The organism is Halorubrum xinjiangense (genome assembly GCF_900102375.1).
Lineage (GTDB): Archaea > Halobacteriota > Halobacteria > Halobacteriales > Haloferacaceae > Halorubrum > Halorubrum xinjiangense.
Map to the genome: position 1 here is coordinate 50,905 of NZ_FNBO01000005.1, position 15,963 is coordinate 66,867.

Genomic DNA, 15,963 nt, shown 5'->3' on the forward strand with positions numbered 1-15,963 from the left:
AGGGCGGCGCAGGCGACGCAAGCACCGCAGGGAACGAGCGCAGCGAGTGACCGAGGAGCGCAGCGAGCGTGCGCCGTCCTCGCGGCTGGGGCTTTGGAGGTGTTCGCCGTCGATTCAGCAGCGACGATTTATAAGCGATCGGCTGGGGATCTGAAGGCGTTCGCTGTCGATCTACAGTCAGACATTTATAAGCGAGCGACTGCGGTTGTGGCGATGGTTACCGTAGTTCCGACATCAATTATCATATATTCGACGTATCGAACTGATTAATCGTCGCCGTCGACGTCGAGCGAGCGCTTCTCGCCGAGCTCCTGTTCGAGGCTGCCGCGCTCCCAGCTCCGGACCGCGTCGCCCTCGACCTCGGCGCGGAGCTTCTCCTCTAAGAGGTTCACCGCGACGCTGTTCGCGCCCTCCGGGATGATCACGTCGGCGTGCTTCTTCGAGGGCTCGATGAACTGCTCGTGCATCGGCTTCACCGTCGAGAGGTACTGGTCGATGACGCCTTCGAGGTCGCGGCCGCGCTCGATGACGTCCCGACGAATGCGCCGAAGAATGCGCACGTCCGCATCAGTCTCGACGAACAGCCGGAGATCCATCATGTCGTTTATTTCCTCGTCGTACAGCGCCAGGATTCCCTCCAACACGATGACGTCGGTCGGCTCGACGGTGATGCGCTCGTCTTTCCGGTTGTGGATCTCGAAGTCGTACTGGGGCATCTCGACGGACTGCCCTTCGAGCAGCGCCTCCAAGTGCTCGCGGAGCAGCTCCCACTCGAACGCCGAGGGGTGGTCGTAGTTGACCTCCTGGCGTTCCTCGAAGTCGAGATGCGAGAGGTCCTGGTAGTAGTTGTCCAGCGGGATCCGGGTGACGCTGTCGCCGAGGTCGCGGGTGACGAGTCGAGAGACCGTCGTCTTCCCGGCGCCCGTCCCCCCCGCGATCCCGATCACGAACGAGGGAATTGCCATATCGACGTTCGAACGTCGGAGGGTTTGAACGCTCCCTTTTGCGCTTCGCGCGCGGTCGCCGTGTCCGCGCCGTAGACGCGCCACTTCTCCCGTCGGCATGCGAACCGATCGCAAGGATAGGACCGGCGCGGATAAAACGCTACCGGGGGCACCTTTTAGCCGGTCGGAGCGGATCCGACTCGTATGCGAACAGACACCACGGTCCGTGACGTGATGCACCGCGAGTTCCTCGGCGTCAGCGAGTCGGACTCGCTCTCGGACGCGGCCGCGCTGCTGGTCGAGGAGGGAACGAACTGCCTGGTCGTCGTGCGCGGCGGCGAACCGGTCGGGCGTCTGGAGTCCCGCGACGCGCTCGACGCGCTGCTCTCCGCGACGGGCGTCGCCGGCGGTTCGGAGACGGAGACGGCCCCGACCGATCTCACCGTCGGCGAGGCGATGGGGCCGCCGCTGCCGACGGTCTCGCCGGACGACTCGCTCGCGGCGCTCGAAGAGCGACTCGTCGCGGAGGGGACCGACCGCGTGGTCGCCGTCGACGACGGCGAGGCGGTCGGCGTCGTCACGGACGGCGACGCGCTCGCGGCGGGCGCCCCGCGGAGCGGTGCCGGCGCCGACGGCTTTGGCGATGAGGGGGCGGCCAGCGACCCCCGATCGGACGGGACGGTGCTGTCGACCGCGGCCGCCGCGGACTCCGACGCGGAGCGGGGCGCCGAGGCGACGATGGACCCGGAGGCGACGGCGGAGCGCGTCGCGGGCGAGTCGCGGGACGAGCCGGCGGGGACAGACGGCGGCGCCGACCCGGTCGCGGAGGCGGCGAGCGGGGCCTCGACGCAGGGCGTCTGCGAGAACTGCGGCGCGCTCGTCCCCGACCTCGTCACCGCGAACGGGCAGGCCGTCTGCCCGAACTGCCGCGATATCTGAACCGGCTTCGAAGCGGGCAACGCGCCGGCCGGCAGCCTCAACACGCCGCCGGCCGAAGGCGATCGCATGGGCGAGACGGACGCGCGGATCGAGCCCGCGACGACCGACGACGTCGACGCGGTCACCGACACGTGGGTGGCGCTCGCGGCCGGCCAGCGCGAGCACGGGTCCACGCTCCGCGCCGAGGCGAACCGCGAGACCGTCCGCGAGTGGGTCGCGCAGTCGGTCGTCACCGGGGACCTGCTCGTCGCTCGCGATCCGGACACCCCGGCGGAGACCGACGGAGAAGCGAACGGCGACGAGACAGACGTCGTCGGCTTCGTCGGCTTCTCGCTCGAACGCGGCGACTACGAGCGCGACGCCGTCCGCGGCACCGTCAGCAACCTCTACGTGGCGCCTGACCGGCGCGGCGAGGGGATCGGCGCGGCGCTGCTCGACGCGGCCGAGCGCGCGCTTGCCGAGGCGGGCGCCGACCGCGTCGCGCTGGAGGCGCTCGCCGACAACGACCGCGCGAGAGCGTTCTACGCCGACCGCGGCTACGGTCGCCACCGCGTCGAACTGACGAAGTCGCTGCGCGACGAGGCTGACGACGGCCGCAACGATGAGAGCGACGGACCGACCGACGAAAGCGACGGACCGACCGACGAAAGCGACTGACCGACCGACGAAAGCGACTGACTTCGGCCGGGTTCGCGGAAAGCGACACGCACACATAGGAGGACCGAGTACGGCCGCACGCGCCAGGGGAGCATGGGTGGTTCATGCACTCGACTTGTAATCGAGACTTCCGGGGTTCAAATCCCTGCCCTGGCTCTGTGCCGCTCCGCGGTCACGGTTTCGCGGGTATTTCTTAAGTATCCCCGACGCCCACGCTAGGTATGGACTCGTCGGACCGCGCGCTGCTCGGCGTCGCCGGAATCGTCGGGGCGCTCGTGCTGGCGATCGCGTTCGCCGCCGGCGCGCTCTTCGGCCTCGACGAGTCGGTCGCGCGGCCGCTCCGCCTCCTCGCGGTCGAACCACTCACGTGGATCGTGATCGCCGCGCTCGTCGTCGCGGTCGTGGGGAACGCCTACATCGAGTGACGACGGTGGCGCGGGCACTGCTCCGGGAAGAGCCCCGCTCACCGCACGACCGTCACCGGTACCGGCGACCGCTGGAACACCGTCTTGGCCACGTTGCCCACGAACAGGCGGTCCGCGAGCGACCCGCTGTGAGTGCCCAACACGACGACGTCGAACCCCTCGGCGTGATCGATGATCTGCCGCGCGGGCCGACCGACCTCGACGATCGTCTCGATCGTCGCGTCGTACTCGGCGGCGATCTCGCGTGCCCGTTCGAGCACCGGCTCGGCGGCCTCGGGGATACCGCCCTCCCCGGTGTCCGACAGGGCGACCCCCGTGGCCTGTCCCATCATCGGCGACGCGCCGCCGACGACGTGTAACACAGTCATCTCGGCGTCGGGGTGGCCGTCGAGCGCGTACCGGAGCGCGCGCTCGGAGAGGTCTGAGCCGTCCATCGCGACGAGTACGCGCTCTATCATAGTGGCTGTAGGCGCCGTCACCTGATAAACGCCCGTGGTGTCCGGGGCGAACTGGTCGATCTCTCCCGCTCTCAGCCGTCGACGTCCTCGATCGCTCGCACGAGCGCCTCGAGCGCGCGGTCGGCCGCCCCGCGCTTGACCCCGTCGCGGTCGCCGTCGAGGACCGCGCACTCGGCCCGCACGAACGACTCCCCGGTGCCCCACGGTGCGGCGTGCGCGACGCCGAACCAGACGAGCCCGACCGGCTTCTCGTCGGTGCCGCCGGTCGGCCCCGCGATGCCCGTCGTCGCGACCGCCCAGTCCGCGTCCGCCCGGTCGCGCGCGCCCGCCGCCATCTCGCGGACCACCGGCTCGCTCACGGCGCCGTGCGCGTCGAGCGACTCTCGGGAGACGCCGAGCAGCTCGCGCTTAGCGTCGTACGTGTACGTCACGAACCCGCGGTCGAAGTAGGCGCTCGCGCCGGGCACGTCCGTCACCCGCGACCCGACAAGCCCGCCCGTGAGCGACTCCGCGGTCGCGAGCGTCTCGTCGCGGTCGCCGAGGAGCTCGTTCAGGCGCTCCGCGGGGTCCGTCGCGTCTTCCATGCTTCGCACTCCGAGCGGTGCGCCCCTGAGGTTTACGCCCGGCCGCGCCGAAAGGCGACCGTGACCGACACCGACTGGGACGAGCGCTTCGCGTCGGGCGAGTACCCGCGAGCGCCGGCGCCGTCCCCCGTGCTTCGCGCCTACGAGCCGTCGCTGCCCGACGGCCGCGCGCTCGACGTCGCCGCGGGCACCGGCCGCAACGCGGTGTTCCTCGCGGACCGCGGCTACGACGTCGACGCGCTCGACGCCTCGGCGGAGGGCCTCCGGATCGTCCGCGAGCGCGCCGCGGAGCGCGGGATCGGCGACCGGATCGAGACGGTTCAGGGGGACGCCTCGACGTACGGGTTCCCGACGGAGGCGTACGACCTCGTCACGATGAGCTACTTCCACACGCTGGACCGGTTCGCGGACCTCGTCGAGTCGCTCGCGCCGGGCGGGTACCTGTTCGTGGAGGGCCACCTGCGGTCGGCCGAGCCGTCGCCGTCGGGGCCGAGCGACGACCGGTACCGCTTCGCAGCGAACGAACTGCTCCGCGCCGGACTGGGGCTGAGCGTGCGCTACTACGACGAGACGACGGCGGAACGCCCGGGCGACCGCCGGCGCGCCACCGCGCGGCTGCTCGCGCGGAAGTCGACCGGCGGCCGCCAGTCGTATCCGGAACGCCCCGACGCCCCGGACCGGTGGCCGAGCGACGAGAGCGAACCCGCCGCGGCGAGCGACCGGAACGCGTGACCGACGACGGCTCCGCGTCGCCCGCGGCGGTCCTCCGGTCGCTCGTGGCGCGCGCCGTCGACGCCGACCCAGCGACCCTCGCCGGACGCGTCGAAGTCGTCGAACGGGGGAGCGAGTCGGCGGGCGACGGCGCGGCCGGGAGCGACGCCGCGACCCCCGCGGGACGCCTCGCGGAACTCGTCGGCGCGGCCGACAGCGTCGTCGCCGTCGTCCCGCGGTTCGACGCCGACCTCGCCCGGCGACTGAACGCGACGCTGGCGGGAGACGACCCGGCGGACGAGGAGAGCGACGCAGAACTCGATGCGGACGAGGAAAGCGACGCCGAACCCGACCCGAACGCCCCGCGAGAGGTCCGCGTCGTGTTCACCGACTCCGCGGCCGACCGCCTCTCCAGACCGACGGGGCCGGTCGTCAGGCGCGCGCTCGCCGACCGCGGCGTCGACGCCTACCGCCACGCAGGCGAGTCGCCGGTGGCGCTGGCCCTCGCGGACGACCGCGCGGTCGTCGGACTGACCGACGAGGGCGGGGTCGCCGCGCTGCTGTGGACGGACGACCCGGCGGTCCGCGAGTGGGCGGCCGCGACCTGTCGGCGCTACCTCGAGGGCGCCGAGTCCGTGGGCGACGGCTGACCGGAACTCTTTCCGACCGACTGCCTGTCCCCCGTCCGCTTTTGAGGGTCGGCGTCGAAGGGCGCGTATGAAAGCGTTACTGCTGTTGGTGGCCGGAATCGGCGGACTGCTCGAAGCCGTCGCGCCGCGGCGCGCCGTCGCCCTCTGGACGCGCGCGCTCTACCGGAACGCCGGCGAGGCCGAGCCGCGCGAGTGGGTGTACACGGCCGCGAAGGCCGAAGGCGCGCTGGTGGCGGTGGGCGCGCTCGTGGGCCTGTTCCGCCTCGCGACCGCTGAAGACGAGACCGCGGACGCTGAGGCCACGGCCGTCGAGGAGACCACCGCGAACGGGCGCGACGGCGGGGAGTGATCCGGTGCCCCGCCCGCGAGGGCGGGCCGACCCGAACGTATATCTGACGGCTCTCGGTACGACATCGTATGACGGGGCCTCACGCGGACCCCACGTCGGCGGACGCGTCGACGGTTCGCGTCCTCCACGTCGACGACGATCAGGCCTTCCTCGATCTCACCGCGACCTTCCTCGAACGGATCGACGAGTCGCTGGCGGTGCGGTCCGAGACGGACGTCGACGCGGCGCTCGAAACGCTGGAGTCGGCACCGATCGACTGTGTCGTCTCCGACTACGACATGCCCGGGACGAACGGACTGACGCTCCTCCAGCGGGTCCGCGACCGCGGCGTCGAGGTCCCCTTCGTGCTGTTCACGGGCAAGGGGAGCGAGGAGATCGCGAGCGAGGCCATCTCGGCGGGCGCCACCGATTACATCCAGAAGCGCGCCGGCAACAACCAGTACGAGGTGCTGGCCAACCGGGTGCGCAACGCGGTCGACCAGCACCGGTCGCGGGTCGCGCTCGCCGCAAGCGAGGAGCGGCTCTCGCGGTTCATCGACCAGTCGCCGCTGGGGACGATCGAGTACGACGACGAGTTCCGGATCGTCGGGGTGAACCCCGCCGCCGAAGAGATCCTCGGCTACGAGGAGTCGGAACTGACCGGCGGGACGTGGCTCCCGTTCGTGCCCGAACAGGAACACCAGCACGTGGCGGCGCTCGAACGCGACCTCCTCTCGAACAAGGGCGGGTTCCAGAGCGTCAACGAGAACGTCCGCAGCGACGGCGAGCGGATCCGCTGCGCGTGGCACAATCAGGTGGTGACCGGCGACGACGGAACGGTCATCGGCGTCTTCTCGCAGTTCGAAGACGTCACCGAGGCGGAGGCCCGGAAACGCGAGATAGAGCGGACGAACGCCGTGCTGTCGACCGCGCTCGACGCGCTGCCCGTCGGAATGCTCGTCGAGGACGCCGACCGTGAGGTCATCCGGGTGAACGAGCGGTTGTACGACCTGTTCGACCTCGATGGCGACCCGGAGACCGCCGCCGGCCGCGACTGCGAGGCGCTCGCCCTCGAACTGAGCGAGGAGTTCGCCGACCCGCAGGGGTTCGTCGAGCGGATCGAGACGATAGTCGCGGCGCGACGTCCGGTGGAGGACGAGCGGCTCGCGCTCGCGGACGGGACCACGCTGGTTCGGACCTACCGGCCGATCGACCTGCCGGACGGGGACGGTCACCTGTGGGCGTACCGGCGGACGCGCCGACCGAACTGAGGCGACGCCGCGCGGCGGGGGACGACGGAGCGCGGGTGTCACGGTCGGCTCAGTCGTTCGCGGAGTCAGTCGTTCGCGGAGTCGGCCTCGGCGCTCTCGAACGACCGCTTCTCGGGCCGGTCGCCGGTCAACAGGACGTGGCAGTCGCGACAGCGGGCCTCGTAGGACTCCTCGGCGCCGACGAGGATCGTCGGGTCGTCGACGTGGGCGGGCTCGCCCTCGATGAGCCGCTGGTTCCGGGAGGCGGGCTCGCCGCAGACCGAGCAGATGGCCTGTAGCTTGTCGACGTACTCGGCGGTCGCCATGAGCTGCGGGAGCGGATCGAATGGCTCGCCGCGGAACGTCTGGTCGGTGCCCGAGACGATCACGCGGCTGCCGCGGTCCGCGAGGGCGTTACAGACCTCGATGAGCGCGTTAGAGAAGAAGTTCGCCTCGTCGATCGCGACGACCTCGGCGGGGTCGTCGTCGAGGATTTCGAGCGGGCCGTCGCCCTCGTTGTCGACGACGGTCGCCTCCCACTGGCGGCCCGTGTGGCTCCCGATCGTCGCCTCGCCGTAGCGGTCGTCGATGGCGGGCGTGTAGACGGCGACCGACTGGCCCGCGATCTCGGACCGCCGGAGGCGGCGGAGCAGCTCCTCGGTTTTCCCAGAGAACATCGACCCCGAAATGACCTCGATCCACCCGGATCGAGTGATGGCGTGCATACCCGATCGGGCCGGAGCCAGCGACTAAACCGTTTCTCTCCCGGCGGACGGTCGACGGCGCGACGCCCACCGACGCGGAGTCAGATCCCGGTCGCGACCGCGACCGCGACGGCGGCGACGAGGACGTACGTCGCCGCGGAGACCGCCCAGTCGCGCCGGATCGGACCGAGCCGCTGGCGCGGGAGCCCGGACGCACGCGGCAGCGGGACGAGCGCGAAGAAGCCGACCATCAGCGCGACCATCGCGTGGCCCGCGACCACCAGCGCGACGGCGGTCCCGACGCCGAGTACCGCCTGGATCCCCGAAAAGAGGCCGACGAACAACAGCCCCGAGCCGCCGCCGGCGACGTAGTGGACCCACGTCGCCAGCCGCTCGGACGCGTCGTCGACCGGGGCGTCCGTGAGCACGCTCGCGGCGACCTTCGGCGCCGTCTCTCCCTCGGGGAGCCGCGCCATCACCGGGTCCATCGCCAGCGTCGCGACGAGTCCGACGACCGGGCCCAGCGCGAGCCCGGCGAGCAGCGAGAGCGTCGTCATGAGAGAGGAGAAGAGCGGGAGCGGTTTCACTCCGTCGACGGGGGAAATCGGTCGGGAGGTCCCGGACTCGCGACGACTCAGTCGTCGCGCGGGACGACGGGCTTGCCGCCGATCACGACCCGCGAGACGTCCGCGTGGCCGGCGCGCCTCACGACGGCGCGGACGAGGTCGCGCGCGCCGGCGAGGTTGTCGGAGTCGCCGTCGAGGACGAGCAGGTCCGCGTCCGCGCCCGGCTCGATAACGCCGCGGTTCAGCCCGGCGATCGCGGCGCCGTTGACCGTCGCCATCCGCAGGATCTCCTGGGCGGGGAGGTCCGAGAGCTTCGCCGCGAACTCCATTTCACGGAACATCGACGGCGAGTCGGTCATCACGTTGTCGGTGCCGAGCGCGACGGTCGTCCGCTCGGTCAGCTCGCGGATCGGCGGCACGCCGACGTTCGTCACGAGGTTCGACCGCGGGCAGACGACGACCGGCGTGCGGCGGTCGTCGAGCCGTTCGAGGTGGATCCCCTCGGCGTGGACCATGTGAACGAGGAAGTCGGGATCGAGGTCCATCGCGGCGTTGACGTCGTCGGCGTCGCGCTCGCCGGCGTGGATCCCGAACAGCTTGCCGGCGTCGCGCGTCTCCGCCCGGACCGCGTCGAAGTCGGCGTCGCGGGCGCCGGAGGCCCCGTACCCGTCCGCGACCGAGAGCACGTCGGGGTCGTCGCGGCCGAAGACGACTGCCTCGATCGCGCGCTCGCCGAACGCGACCCCATCGCCCGCGAGCGCGTCGCGGAGCGCGGCGACGCCGTCGACGCCGCCCTCGCGGAACTCGAGGAACGTGCCCGTCCCCGTTGACTCCATGTACCGCAGGGTGCGGGCCATCGCGGCCACCTTCTCCTCGCGGTCGGCCGCCCGGAGGAGCCGGTGTTTCAGGCCGTCCGGCGGCGCGACGAGCTCGTCGAGCGAGAGCCCCTCGCCCGCCTCCTTGGCGATCGAGTCGCCGATGTGGGTGTGCGCGTTGACGAACGCCGGGAGGATCACCTCGTTGCTCTCGACGGACGCCTCCTCGATCCGGACGATCTCGCCGTCCGCGACGACGACCCGGCCCTCGATCGGGTCGAAGTCGGGACCGACCAGAATCGTCCCCTCCAGATGCATACCGGAGGCTCGCCAGCCGACTTTAAAACGTCACGGGAAGCGGCCCTAGATTGGCGGCGTCAGCGCCCGTCGAGCCGGGCCCAGAACCCGAGCGTCTGGGGGAGGAGCGCTCGCGGGTCGGCCGCCGCCGCGGCGTCGCCCTCGCTCGTCGTCTCGCCGTCCTCGGGGATCGGTTCGACGACGCGCTCGACGACGAACCCCGCGTCCACGAGGGCGCGGTGGAGGTCGGAGACGCTGCGGTCGAACGCAACCAGGTCCGCGCCGTACGTCTCGTCGATCTCGATCTCGCGCCGCGGCGGCGCGTGGTACCCCCGCCGCGGCCCGCCGGCGTCCGGGTCGATAAGCTCCCGGAACGGGTGCATCACCGACAGGTAGAACGCGCCGCCCGGCCGGAGGAGGCGGCGGGCCTCGCGCACGGCGGCGTCGAGGTCCGCCACCATTTGAAACGCCGCCTCCGAGAACGCCGCGTCGAAGGCGTCGGCTGCGAGGGGGACGCGGGTCACGTCGGCCTGAACGAACTCGGCGTCGACGCCGTAGTGGTCCCGGAGGCGCCGCGCGTGTCGGAGCTGCTCCTCCGAGATGTCGACGCCGACCGCGCGCTCGGCGTCCGCCAGCGCGGTTCCCACGCTCCCCTGCCCGCCGCCGCAGCCGAGCTCGACGACCTCCTGTCCCTCCACCGACGGCGGGAACTCGGGACCGGTCGCCGCGTGACCGTCCGGGTCGAACGGCGTCGGGACCGGCGGCGCGCCCCCATCGTCGGTGTCGGCGTTCCACAGCGCCTGGAACGCGTCGCTCCACTCGTTCCAGAGTCGTCGGTTCTCGCGGTGGGCGTCGGTCACGGCGGTGCGTCGGTCGGAAGTGACATAAACCTCACTCGAACTCGTCGAGCGTCGTCGGCATCGCCCCGCGCACCTCGGTCACGAGCGCGTCGGGGTCGAGCCCGAGCACGTCCGCGGCCGCGCGGCCGACGCGGTCGGTCGCCGGCTCGGGCGCGTACACGCCGAGCCGCCACTGGTTGCGCTGCGCGGTTCGGAGCGCGGAGACCAGCGGCGACTGGCGTTCCAGCCGCCGGATCTCGCCGTTGACGGTGACGCGCGCGGTCGACTCGCGCATCGTCGGCTCGGGCGGCACGTCTAAGATTACGTGGTCGCGGGCGACGCCCACCTCGGCGGCGATCTCGCGTTCGAAGGCGGTCTCGGCTGCGTGGTCCGCCTCGTGGACTCGGTCGGGGACGTCGTCGTACTCCGCCCACACCGCCAGCTTGTAGAGGTCGCGCTCGTCGTAGCGCCGGGAAAGCTCGGCGGTCGCCCGGCAGTCGCGGATGGCGGCGAGGAAGTCGTGGTCGTCCATCCGGCGGAGCTCGGCGGCCGTCGTCGCGGTCGCGTCGAGCAACTCGCTCGCGGCCCGGCGAAGCATTGCCTTCGAGATACGCGCGACGTGGTGGGTGTAGACGACCGGGTTCATCAGCGCGCGGGCAACGAGCAGGCTCTCCGCGGTCTGGACGTTCCCCTCGTCCAAGACGAGTTCCGGGCCGTCGCCGGCCGTCCTGTCGCCGGCCGACCCGTCCCCGGCCGACCCGTCTCCGGCCGACCCGTCTCCGGTTGCTCCCTCGCCGTCCGCGACAGCGCCGCGTTCGACGAACGTCAGCTCGCGGACGAACCGCTCGGTGTCGATGGTGCCGTACGGGACGCCCGTGTGGTAGGCGTCGCGAACGAGGTAGTCCATCCGGTCGACGTCGAGCTCCCCCGAGACGAGCCCGGCGTAACGCCCCTCGCCGGCGACGATGTCGGCGATCCGGGCCGGGTCGAGGTCGTGGTCGCGCAACACCTCGCCGACCGCGCCGGCGGCGAGCAGCCCCTCGACGTCGTCGTGGTACTTCCCGGTCCGGCGGTGGGTGAGCGATTCGAGGTTGTGGCTGAACGGGCCGTGGCCGACGTCGTGGAGCATCGCCGCCGCCTCGATGCGGTCGGCGCGTTTCCCGGAGATTCCGAGGTGGTCGAGCGCGCGGCTCGCGAGGTGGTAGACGCCGAGGCTGTGCTCGAACCGCGTGTGGTTCGCGGAGGGGTAGACGAGCCGGACCGTGCCGAGCTGTTTGACGTGGCGGAGCCGCTGGACGGCGGGCGTGTCGACGAGGTCCGCGGCGACACCGTCGATCTCGATGTGGTCGTGGACGGTGTCCTTGACCGTTATCATGGGGTCTCCTTCGGCGGCAACGGATAAAAGGGTGGGAGTGAGACGCGCCCGCTCCCGGACCGGAAGCGACCGACTGAGACCGGACCGCGTCGACGGCGTGTGCGAATCTGCGGTACGATTTATATCCCGCCTGTCCGAACACCGGTGTATGTACCACGTGTTGCTCGGCGTTGCGCTCGATGACGAGTCGCGGGCGATCGCACAGGCGAACGCGGTCGCCGACCTTCCGGGCGACCCGAGTGACGTGACCGCGCACCTCTGTCACGTCTTCCAAGACAACCCGGAGGGCGCCTCGGTCCACCAGCTCGGAACCGTGCGACGGGCCCGAGAGGTGCTGGAGGCGGCCGGCGTGACCTGCGCCCACTACGAGGCCAGCGGGGACCCCGGCGAGGAGCTCATCTCGGCCGCCGAGGACGTCGACGCCGATCTCATCTGCGTGTCGGGCCGCAAGCGGAGCCCGGCCGGGAAGGCCGTCTTCGGCAGCACCACGCAGACGGTCGTGTTGAACGCGGACCGCCCCGTGCTGGCGGTCCCGGGACCGGACGAGGAGTGAGGGAGGGCGTCGCCACGGGGCCGGCTGGCCGGTTGCGAGATTCGGCTCGCACGGGCGATCGCGGCGCTCACGCCGAGGGGTGCCCCGTCGCGCGCAGCCCGAGAACCTCCCGCGCCGCGGCCCCGACCGCGTCGACGTGTTCCGCGGGACAGTAGACCCCGAGCCGCCAGCGGCGGCGCTCGGCGGCCCGGAGCCCGGTCACGAGCTCCGAGGCGTCCTCCAACCGCTGCGGGACGCCGTCGACGACGACGGCGGAGCCGGACTCCTTGAGCGCCGGGCGCGAGGGGATGTCCACGAGGACCGCGTCGCGGTCGACCCCGACGGCGTCCGCGATCTCGCGTTCGGCGGCCCGCTCCTCCGCGCGGCCAGCGTCGACCGTCCCCGCCGGCACCTCGTCGAGTTCGGCCCAGACGGCGCGCTTGTAGAGGTCGCGCCGCTCGATGCGCTCGCCGAGCGCGGGGACGCGGTCGCGGAGCTCGACGAGGAGGTCGTGGTCGGCCATCCGGCGGAAGGCAGCCGCGTCGGTCTCCGTGCGGTCGAGGTAGCGCTCGCAGGCGCGCTCCAGCATCGCGCCCGCGACCCGGGAGACGTGGTGGCGGTAGACGACGGCGTTCATCAGCGAGCGTGCGACGAGCAGGCTCTCGGCGGTGGCGACGTTCCCCTCGTCTAAGACGAGGTCGGCGTCGTCCCCCGTCCCGTCGCCGCCGAGCAGCCTAAGTTCGGTGACGAGCCGGCCGGTGTCGACGGTGCCATACGGGACGCCGGTGTGATGGGCGTCGCGCACGAGGTAGTCCATGCGGTCGACGTCGAGCTCCCCCGAGACGAGGGGGCCGAGCGCGCCCTCGCCGTCGATCAGACCGGCGACGCGCTCCGGGTCGAGCTCGTTGCGTTCGAGGACCCGACAGACCTCGCGGTCCGCGTCGGTGAGGAGCCACCGCACGTCGTCGTGGTCGCGCCCGGTCGCGCGCCGGATGATCCCCTCGGTCTGGTGACCGTACGGGCCGTGGCCGACGTCGTGGAGCATCGCCGCCGCGCGGACGTGGGCGGCGGTGTCGTCGTCGACGCCGAGCCCGTCGACCGCGCGGCCCGCGAGGTGGTAGACGCCGAGACTGTGCTCGAACCGCGTGTGGTTCGCGGAGGGGTAGACGAGCCGGACCGTGGACAGCTGCTTGATGTGTCGCAGCCGCTGGAACGCCGGCGTGTCGACCAGCTCGGCGGCGACGTCGCCGAGCCGGACATGGCCGTGGACGCTGTCCTTTATCGCCTTCATTGGCGAGCGGTCGTCCTGGGGCCGATTGGTCGTTTCGGCTCGGCGCGGGTCACTTTCGGCTCGGCGACGGGGGCGACGGGCGTCACTCGTCGACGACGTCGATCCCGAACCGCTCTTCGAGCGCGCGCACGACCGAGCCGCCGACGTTGGCGGTCGCGGCCCGCCCGTCTTCGACCGCGAGGAGGTCGTCCTCGTCGACCTCCAGCTCGGCGGCGACCTCCTCGACGGTCAGCCCGGCGTCCCGCCGCGCTTCGGTGACGACGTCGCCGTAGCCGGAAACGAGGTACGGGAGGCGGTCCGCCTCGTAGCTCGTCCCCTCCTCCTCCCAGCGCTTCGAGTCGCCGGTCGCGGAGTCGTACATCTTCGCCTGCTTCCGGGCGAGCTCCTTGTTCCGGCTCTCGGTCGCACCCGAGCCGGAGCCGGCACCGGCGCCGCCGGGGCTTCCCCCGGAGCTGCCGCCGCGCGATCCGCCGCCGCCGCTCGGCGCGTTGCCGGCGTCGTCGTGGGGGCGGCAGTTCGAACACACGAGCAGCTTCGCGCCGGCGACCGTCGCCTTGCGGAGGTCCGTGGTCTCGCGGCCGCAGAGCTCGCACGCGTCGCCGTCGTCGCCGCCGCCGCCGCCGCCCGTCGAATACTTCGGCATACTCCGTGTAGTGGTCCGGACCGTTAAAAAGTCGTGGAGGGCAGCATCCGTAAATTGAGAAACTATTGCGGTGGCGCCGCCGGCGGCTCCGCCGCCGGCTGCAAGAGGCGCGTCGCGCCTCCCTGCGTGCCGACGAGCGCCCGAAGGGCACGAGTCGCACGCGCGAGGGAGTCGGCCGACCGTCGGGAGGCCGACGAGGCTGGGGAGGTGTGAGGTGCGGTTGCTGTGCGGGGTGGGACTCAAAGGGGCAGCCGGGAGGCGGGCGCAGGCGTTCACGAGAGCGGAGCTCTCGTGAGCCAATCAGAACGCTTCGCGTTCTGATGACGACGTAAGCACTGGAAGGAGCGAACGAAGTGAGCGACTGAAGCGCGTGGTCCGAGAGAGCAAAGCTCTCTCGTCATCCCGAAAATCTTTGATTTTCGGGCGACAGCGAGCGTGCGCCCGCCTCCCGGCTGGGGCTTTGGAGGTAGTCGTCACCGATCCGCAGTCAACGATTTATAAGCGAGCGGCTAGGGCCTTGGCAGTGTTCACCGCAGATTCTCCGATCCCGTATAAAAATCCGATGACGACATCTAACCTCTACTTATAAACTGCTACCCCGCCATAGCAATTCACCTACTCCCAATCTCGATCAGGGCCCGAGGTACCCCCACGCCTGGAGCCGGTCGCCGTCGCCGTCGACCCAGCGCTCGCCGATGTCGTCGCGGTAGTACATGTTCGGCATCACGACGTCGTCGACGCGGTCGTACGCCTCCTCGCGCGCCGCGCCCATCGTCTCCCCTTTCCCCGTGACGACGATGGGCATCCCGCTCTCGCCGGCGACGCGCCACTGGCCGTCCACTTTCTTCGCGTCTTCGAGGTGTATTCCCTCGCGGCTCTGCGTTTCGAACACCACGGCCGCGTTCCGCGAGTTCTCGTCGTACGTCTGCTCGTCGTCGAACGGGAACGGCGGGAGGACGACTCGCACGGCAATTTGGTACCCGTCGTGAACGTCTACATCCGGCTCGTTCCCGTGCGCGAGGTCGTAGAAGAACTCGGCCGTCGACGACTCGATCGACTCCTCCTGTAAGGCGATGGTCGGGTAGCCGAACCGCGGCGTGAACTCCAACGGGTAGATGCCCGTCTCGTTGACGATACAGTTGATGTCGATGCTGCCGACGTACCCCTCGCCGGCTAGCCACCCCTCGATCTTGCCGAGCGTCTCGCGGAACAGCCTGTTCTGTCCCGCCCAGAACATCGAGGTGCCCATCTCGCCGGTCGACGGCCCGATGTTCCCCGGAAACAACTTCTTATGTTCGAAGTTGAAGTTGACGCGGTCGATGAACTCGTTGCCGTCGAAGAAGCCACAGATAGCGATTTCGACGCCCTCGACCTTCCGCTGGAGCTGGAACCCCTTCATCCGGTGGCCCCACGCCTTCTTGTACGCCTTCAACACGTCGACGACGTCGCTGCCGTCGTCCTCGTTGCCGACGTACAGTAAGCGCTTGACGTTTTGTACCTCCCCGAGCGGCTTGATCACGTACGGGGCGGGGTTCGCTTGGACGTGCCGTATCCCCGCGTCGAACTCGTGGAACACGTGGTGTTCGACCGTGTTGACGCCGTGGTCTTCGAGGACCTCCATCGCGTAGCCGCGGTCCTCTTCGAGGCGGTCGGTGTTCGGTGTCCCGCCGACGACCGCGTGCCCCTCCTCGCGGAGTTCCCGCGCGAGCGCGCCGGTGCCGACCTCAGACCCCACCCAGATGTCGTCGAAGATTATCACGTCGGCCCAGTCGACCTCGGCGCGCCAGTCGTCCGTCTTCGGCACGAACCCGTCGCCGATCTCGCGGTCGCTTTCGGCCTCGACGTAGTACTTCACGTCGTGGCCCTCGCGGCGGACCTGCCACGCCAGGTCGGTGATAAGCGCCGCGTCGGCCGAGACGAAGAGGAAGTTAACGGTGTCCATGCGAGGCCGTCGC

Annotated in this window: 19 protein-coding genes and 1 tRNA gene; 9 read left to right on the forward strand and 11 right to left on the reverse strand. The window is 70.8% G+C overall.

The genetic code is table 11. The annotated features are described in order from the left end of the window. Positions 1-266: 266 nt before the first annotated feature. Positions 267-965, reverse strand: coding sequence for a uridine kinase (gene udk, locus F3H13_RS07460; protein ID WP_149798415.1), 699 nt, complete (start codon positions 963-965; stop codon positions 267-269). A 183-nt stretch (positions 966-1,148) separates the two neighbouring features. Here udk and F3H13_RS07465 point away from each other — a divergent pair, with 183 nt between their 5' ends. The 4 genes from F3H13_RS07465 (at position 1,149) to F3H13_RS07480 (ending at position 2,965) form a co-directional block, all read left to right on the forward strand. Next, positions 1,149-1,883, forward strand: a complete 735-nt coding sequence (locus F3H13_RS07465) for a CBS domain-containing protein (RefSeq protein WP_149798416.1) — start codon at positions 1,149-1,151, stop codon at positions 1,881-1,883. A gap of 66 nt (positions 1,884-1,949) precedes the next feature. Then, positions 1,950-2,540: a GNAT family N-acetyltransferase gene (locus F3H13_RS07470; RefSeq protein ID WP_149798417.1), complete on the forward strand. Its 591-nt coding sequence runs from the start codon at positions 1,950-1,952 to the stop codon at positions 2,538-2,540. Between the two features lie 82 nt (positions 2,541-2,622). Next, positions 2,623-2,696: transfer RNA gene (locus F3H13_RS07475), tRNA-Thr, on the forward strand. A gap of 65 nt (positions 2,697-2,761) precedes the next feature. Next, a complete protein-coding gene (locus F3H13_RS07480) occupies positions 2,762-2,965 on the forward strand; it encodes a hypothetical protein (RefSeq protein ID WP_149798418.1) in 204 nt (67 codons plus the stop codon). 38 nt (positions 2,966-3,003) lie between these two features. Here the strand turns inward: F3H13_RS07480 and F3H13_RS07485 are convergent, their stop codons facing one another. Together F3H13_RS07485 and F3H13_RS07490 are read right to left on the reverse strand one after the other, a co-directional pair. Next, entirely contained in the window at positions 3,004-3,423 is a 420-nt protein-coding gene (locus F3H13_RS07485) for a universal stress protein (protein WP_149798419.1), read from the reverse strand. A 71-nt stretch (positions 3,424-3,494) separates the two neighbouring features. Next, on the reverse strand, positions 3,495-4,007 hold the full coding sequence (locus F3H13_RS07490; protein ID WP_149798420.1) for a CinA family protein: 513 nt from the start codon (positions 4,005-4,007) through the stop codon (positions 3,495-3,497). Between the two features lie 60 nt (positions 4,008-4,067). On the opposite strand from F3H13_RS07490, the gene F3H13_RS07495 reads away from it, so the two are divergent. From F3H13_RS07495 to F3H13_RS07510, 4 genes are all read left to right on the forward strand, one after another. After that, positions 4,068-4,739: a class I SAM-dependent methyltransferase gene (locus tag F3H13_RS07495; RefSeq protein WP_149798421.1), complete on the forward strand. Its 672-nt coding sequence runs from the start codon at positions 4,068-4,070 to the stop codon at positions 4,737-4,739. Then, positions 4,736-5,368: a transcriptional regulator FilR1 domain-containing protein gene (locus F3H13_RS07500; RefSeq protein WP_149798422.1), complete on the forward strand. Its 633-nt coding sequence runs from the start codon at positions 4,736-4,738 to the stop codon at positions 5,366-5,368. Before F3H13_RS07495 ends, F3H13_RS07500 begins: the two co-directional genes overlap by 4 nt. Before the next feature lie 67 nt (positions 5,369-5,435). After that, positions 5,436-5,717, forward strand: coding sequence for a hypothetical protein (locus tag F3H13_RS07505; RefSeq protein WP_149798423.1), 282 nt, complete (start codon positions 5,436-5,438; stop codon positions 5,715-5,717). Positions 5,718-5,785: 68 nt separating this feature from the next. Continuing rightward, on the forward strand, positions 5,786-6,967 hold the full coding sequence (locus F3H13_RS07510) for a PAS domain-containing response regulator (RefSeq protein WP_149798424.1): 1,182 nt from the start codon (positions 5,786-5,788) through the stop codon (positions 6,965-6,967). 65 nt (positions 6,968-7,032) lie between these two features. Here the strand turns inward: F3H13_RS07510 and F3H13_RS07515 are convergent, their stop codons facing one another. From F3H13_RS07515 to F3H13_RS07535, 5 genes are all read right to left on the reverse strand, one after another. Continuing rightward, the gene (locus F3H13_RS07515; RefSeq protein WP_149798425.1) at positions 7,033-7,671 is read right to left on the reverse strand and encodes a thymidine kinase; all 639 of its coding nucleotides are present in this window, start codon (positions 7,669-7,671) and stop codon (positions 7,033-7,035) included. A gap of 80 nt (positions 7,672-7,751) precedes the next feature. Beyond that, entirely contained in the window at positions 7,752-8,207 is a 456-nt protein-coding gene (locus F3H13_RS07520; protein WP_149798426.1) for a hypothetical protein, read from the reverse strand. A 77-nt stretch (positions 8,208-8,284) separates the two neighbouring features. Beyond that, a complete protein-coding gene (locus tag F3H13_RS07525) occupies positions 8,285-9,349 on the reverse strand; it encodes an amidohydrolase family protein (protein WP_149798427.1) in 1,065 nt (354 codons plus the stop codon). 59 nt (positions 9,350-9,408) lie between these two features. Further along, positions 9,409-10,188 carry a class I SAM-dependent methyltransferase gene (locus tag F3H13_RS07530; protein WP_149798428.1) on the reverse strand — a complete coding sequence of 260 codons (780 nt, stop codon included), beginning with the start codon at positions 10,186-10,188 and terminating at the stop codon, positions 9,409-9,411. Positions 10,189-10,219: 31 nt separating this feature from the next. Then, entirely contained in the window at positions 10,220-11,542 is a 1,323-nt protein-coding gene (locus F3H13_RS07535) for an HD domain-containing protein (RefSeq protein ID WP_149798429.1), read from the reverse strand. A 148-nt stretch (positions 11,543-11,690) separates the two neighbouring features. Here F3H13_RS07535 and F3H13_RS07540 point away from each other — a divergent pair, with 148 nt between their 5' ends. Then, positions 11,691-12,095, forward strand: a complete 405-nt coding sequence (locus F3H13_RS07540; protein WP_149798430.1) for a universal stress protein — start codon at positions 11,691-11,693, stop codon at positions 12,093-12,095. Between the two features lie 67 nt (positions 12,096-12,162). On the opposite strand, the gene F3H13_RS07545 is transcribed toward F3H13_RS07540, so the two are convergent. The 3 genes from F3H13_RS07545 to F3H13_RS07555 form a co-directional block, all read right to left on the reverse strand. Then, positions 12,163-13,365, reverse strand: a complete 1,203-nt coding sequence (locus tag F3H13_RS07545) for an HD domain-containing protein (protein ID WP_149798431.1) — start codon at positions 13,363-13,365, stop codon at positions 12,163-12,165. An 82-nt stretch (positions 13,366-13,447) separates the two neighbouring features. Beyond that, positions 13,448-14,008, reverse strand: a complete 561-nt coding sequence (locus tag F3H13_RS07550) for a helix-turn-helix domain-containing protein (RefSeq protein WP_149798432.1) — start codon at positions 14,006-14,008, stop codon at positions 13,448-13,450. Between the two features lie 631 nt (positions 14,009-14,639). Next, positions 14,640-15,950, reverse strand: a complete 1,311-nt coding sequence (locus tag F3H13_RS07555) for a phosphoribosylamine--glycine ligase (protein ID WP_149798433.1) — start codon at positions 15,948-15,950, stop codon at positions 14,640-14,642. Between the last annotated feature and the right edge of the window lie 13 nt (positions 15,951-15,963).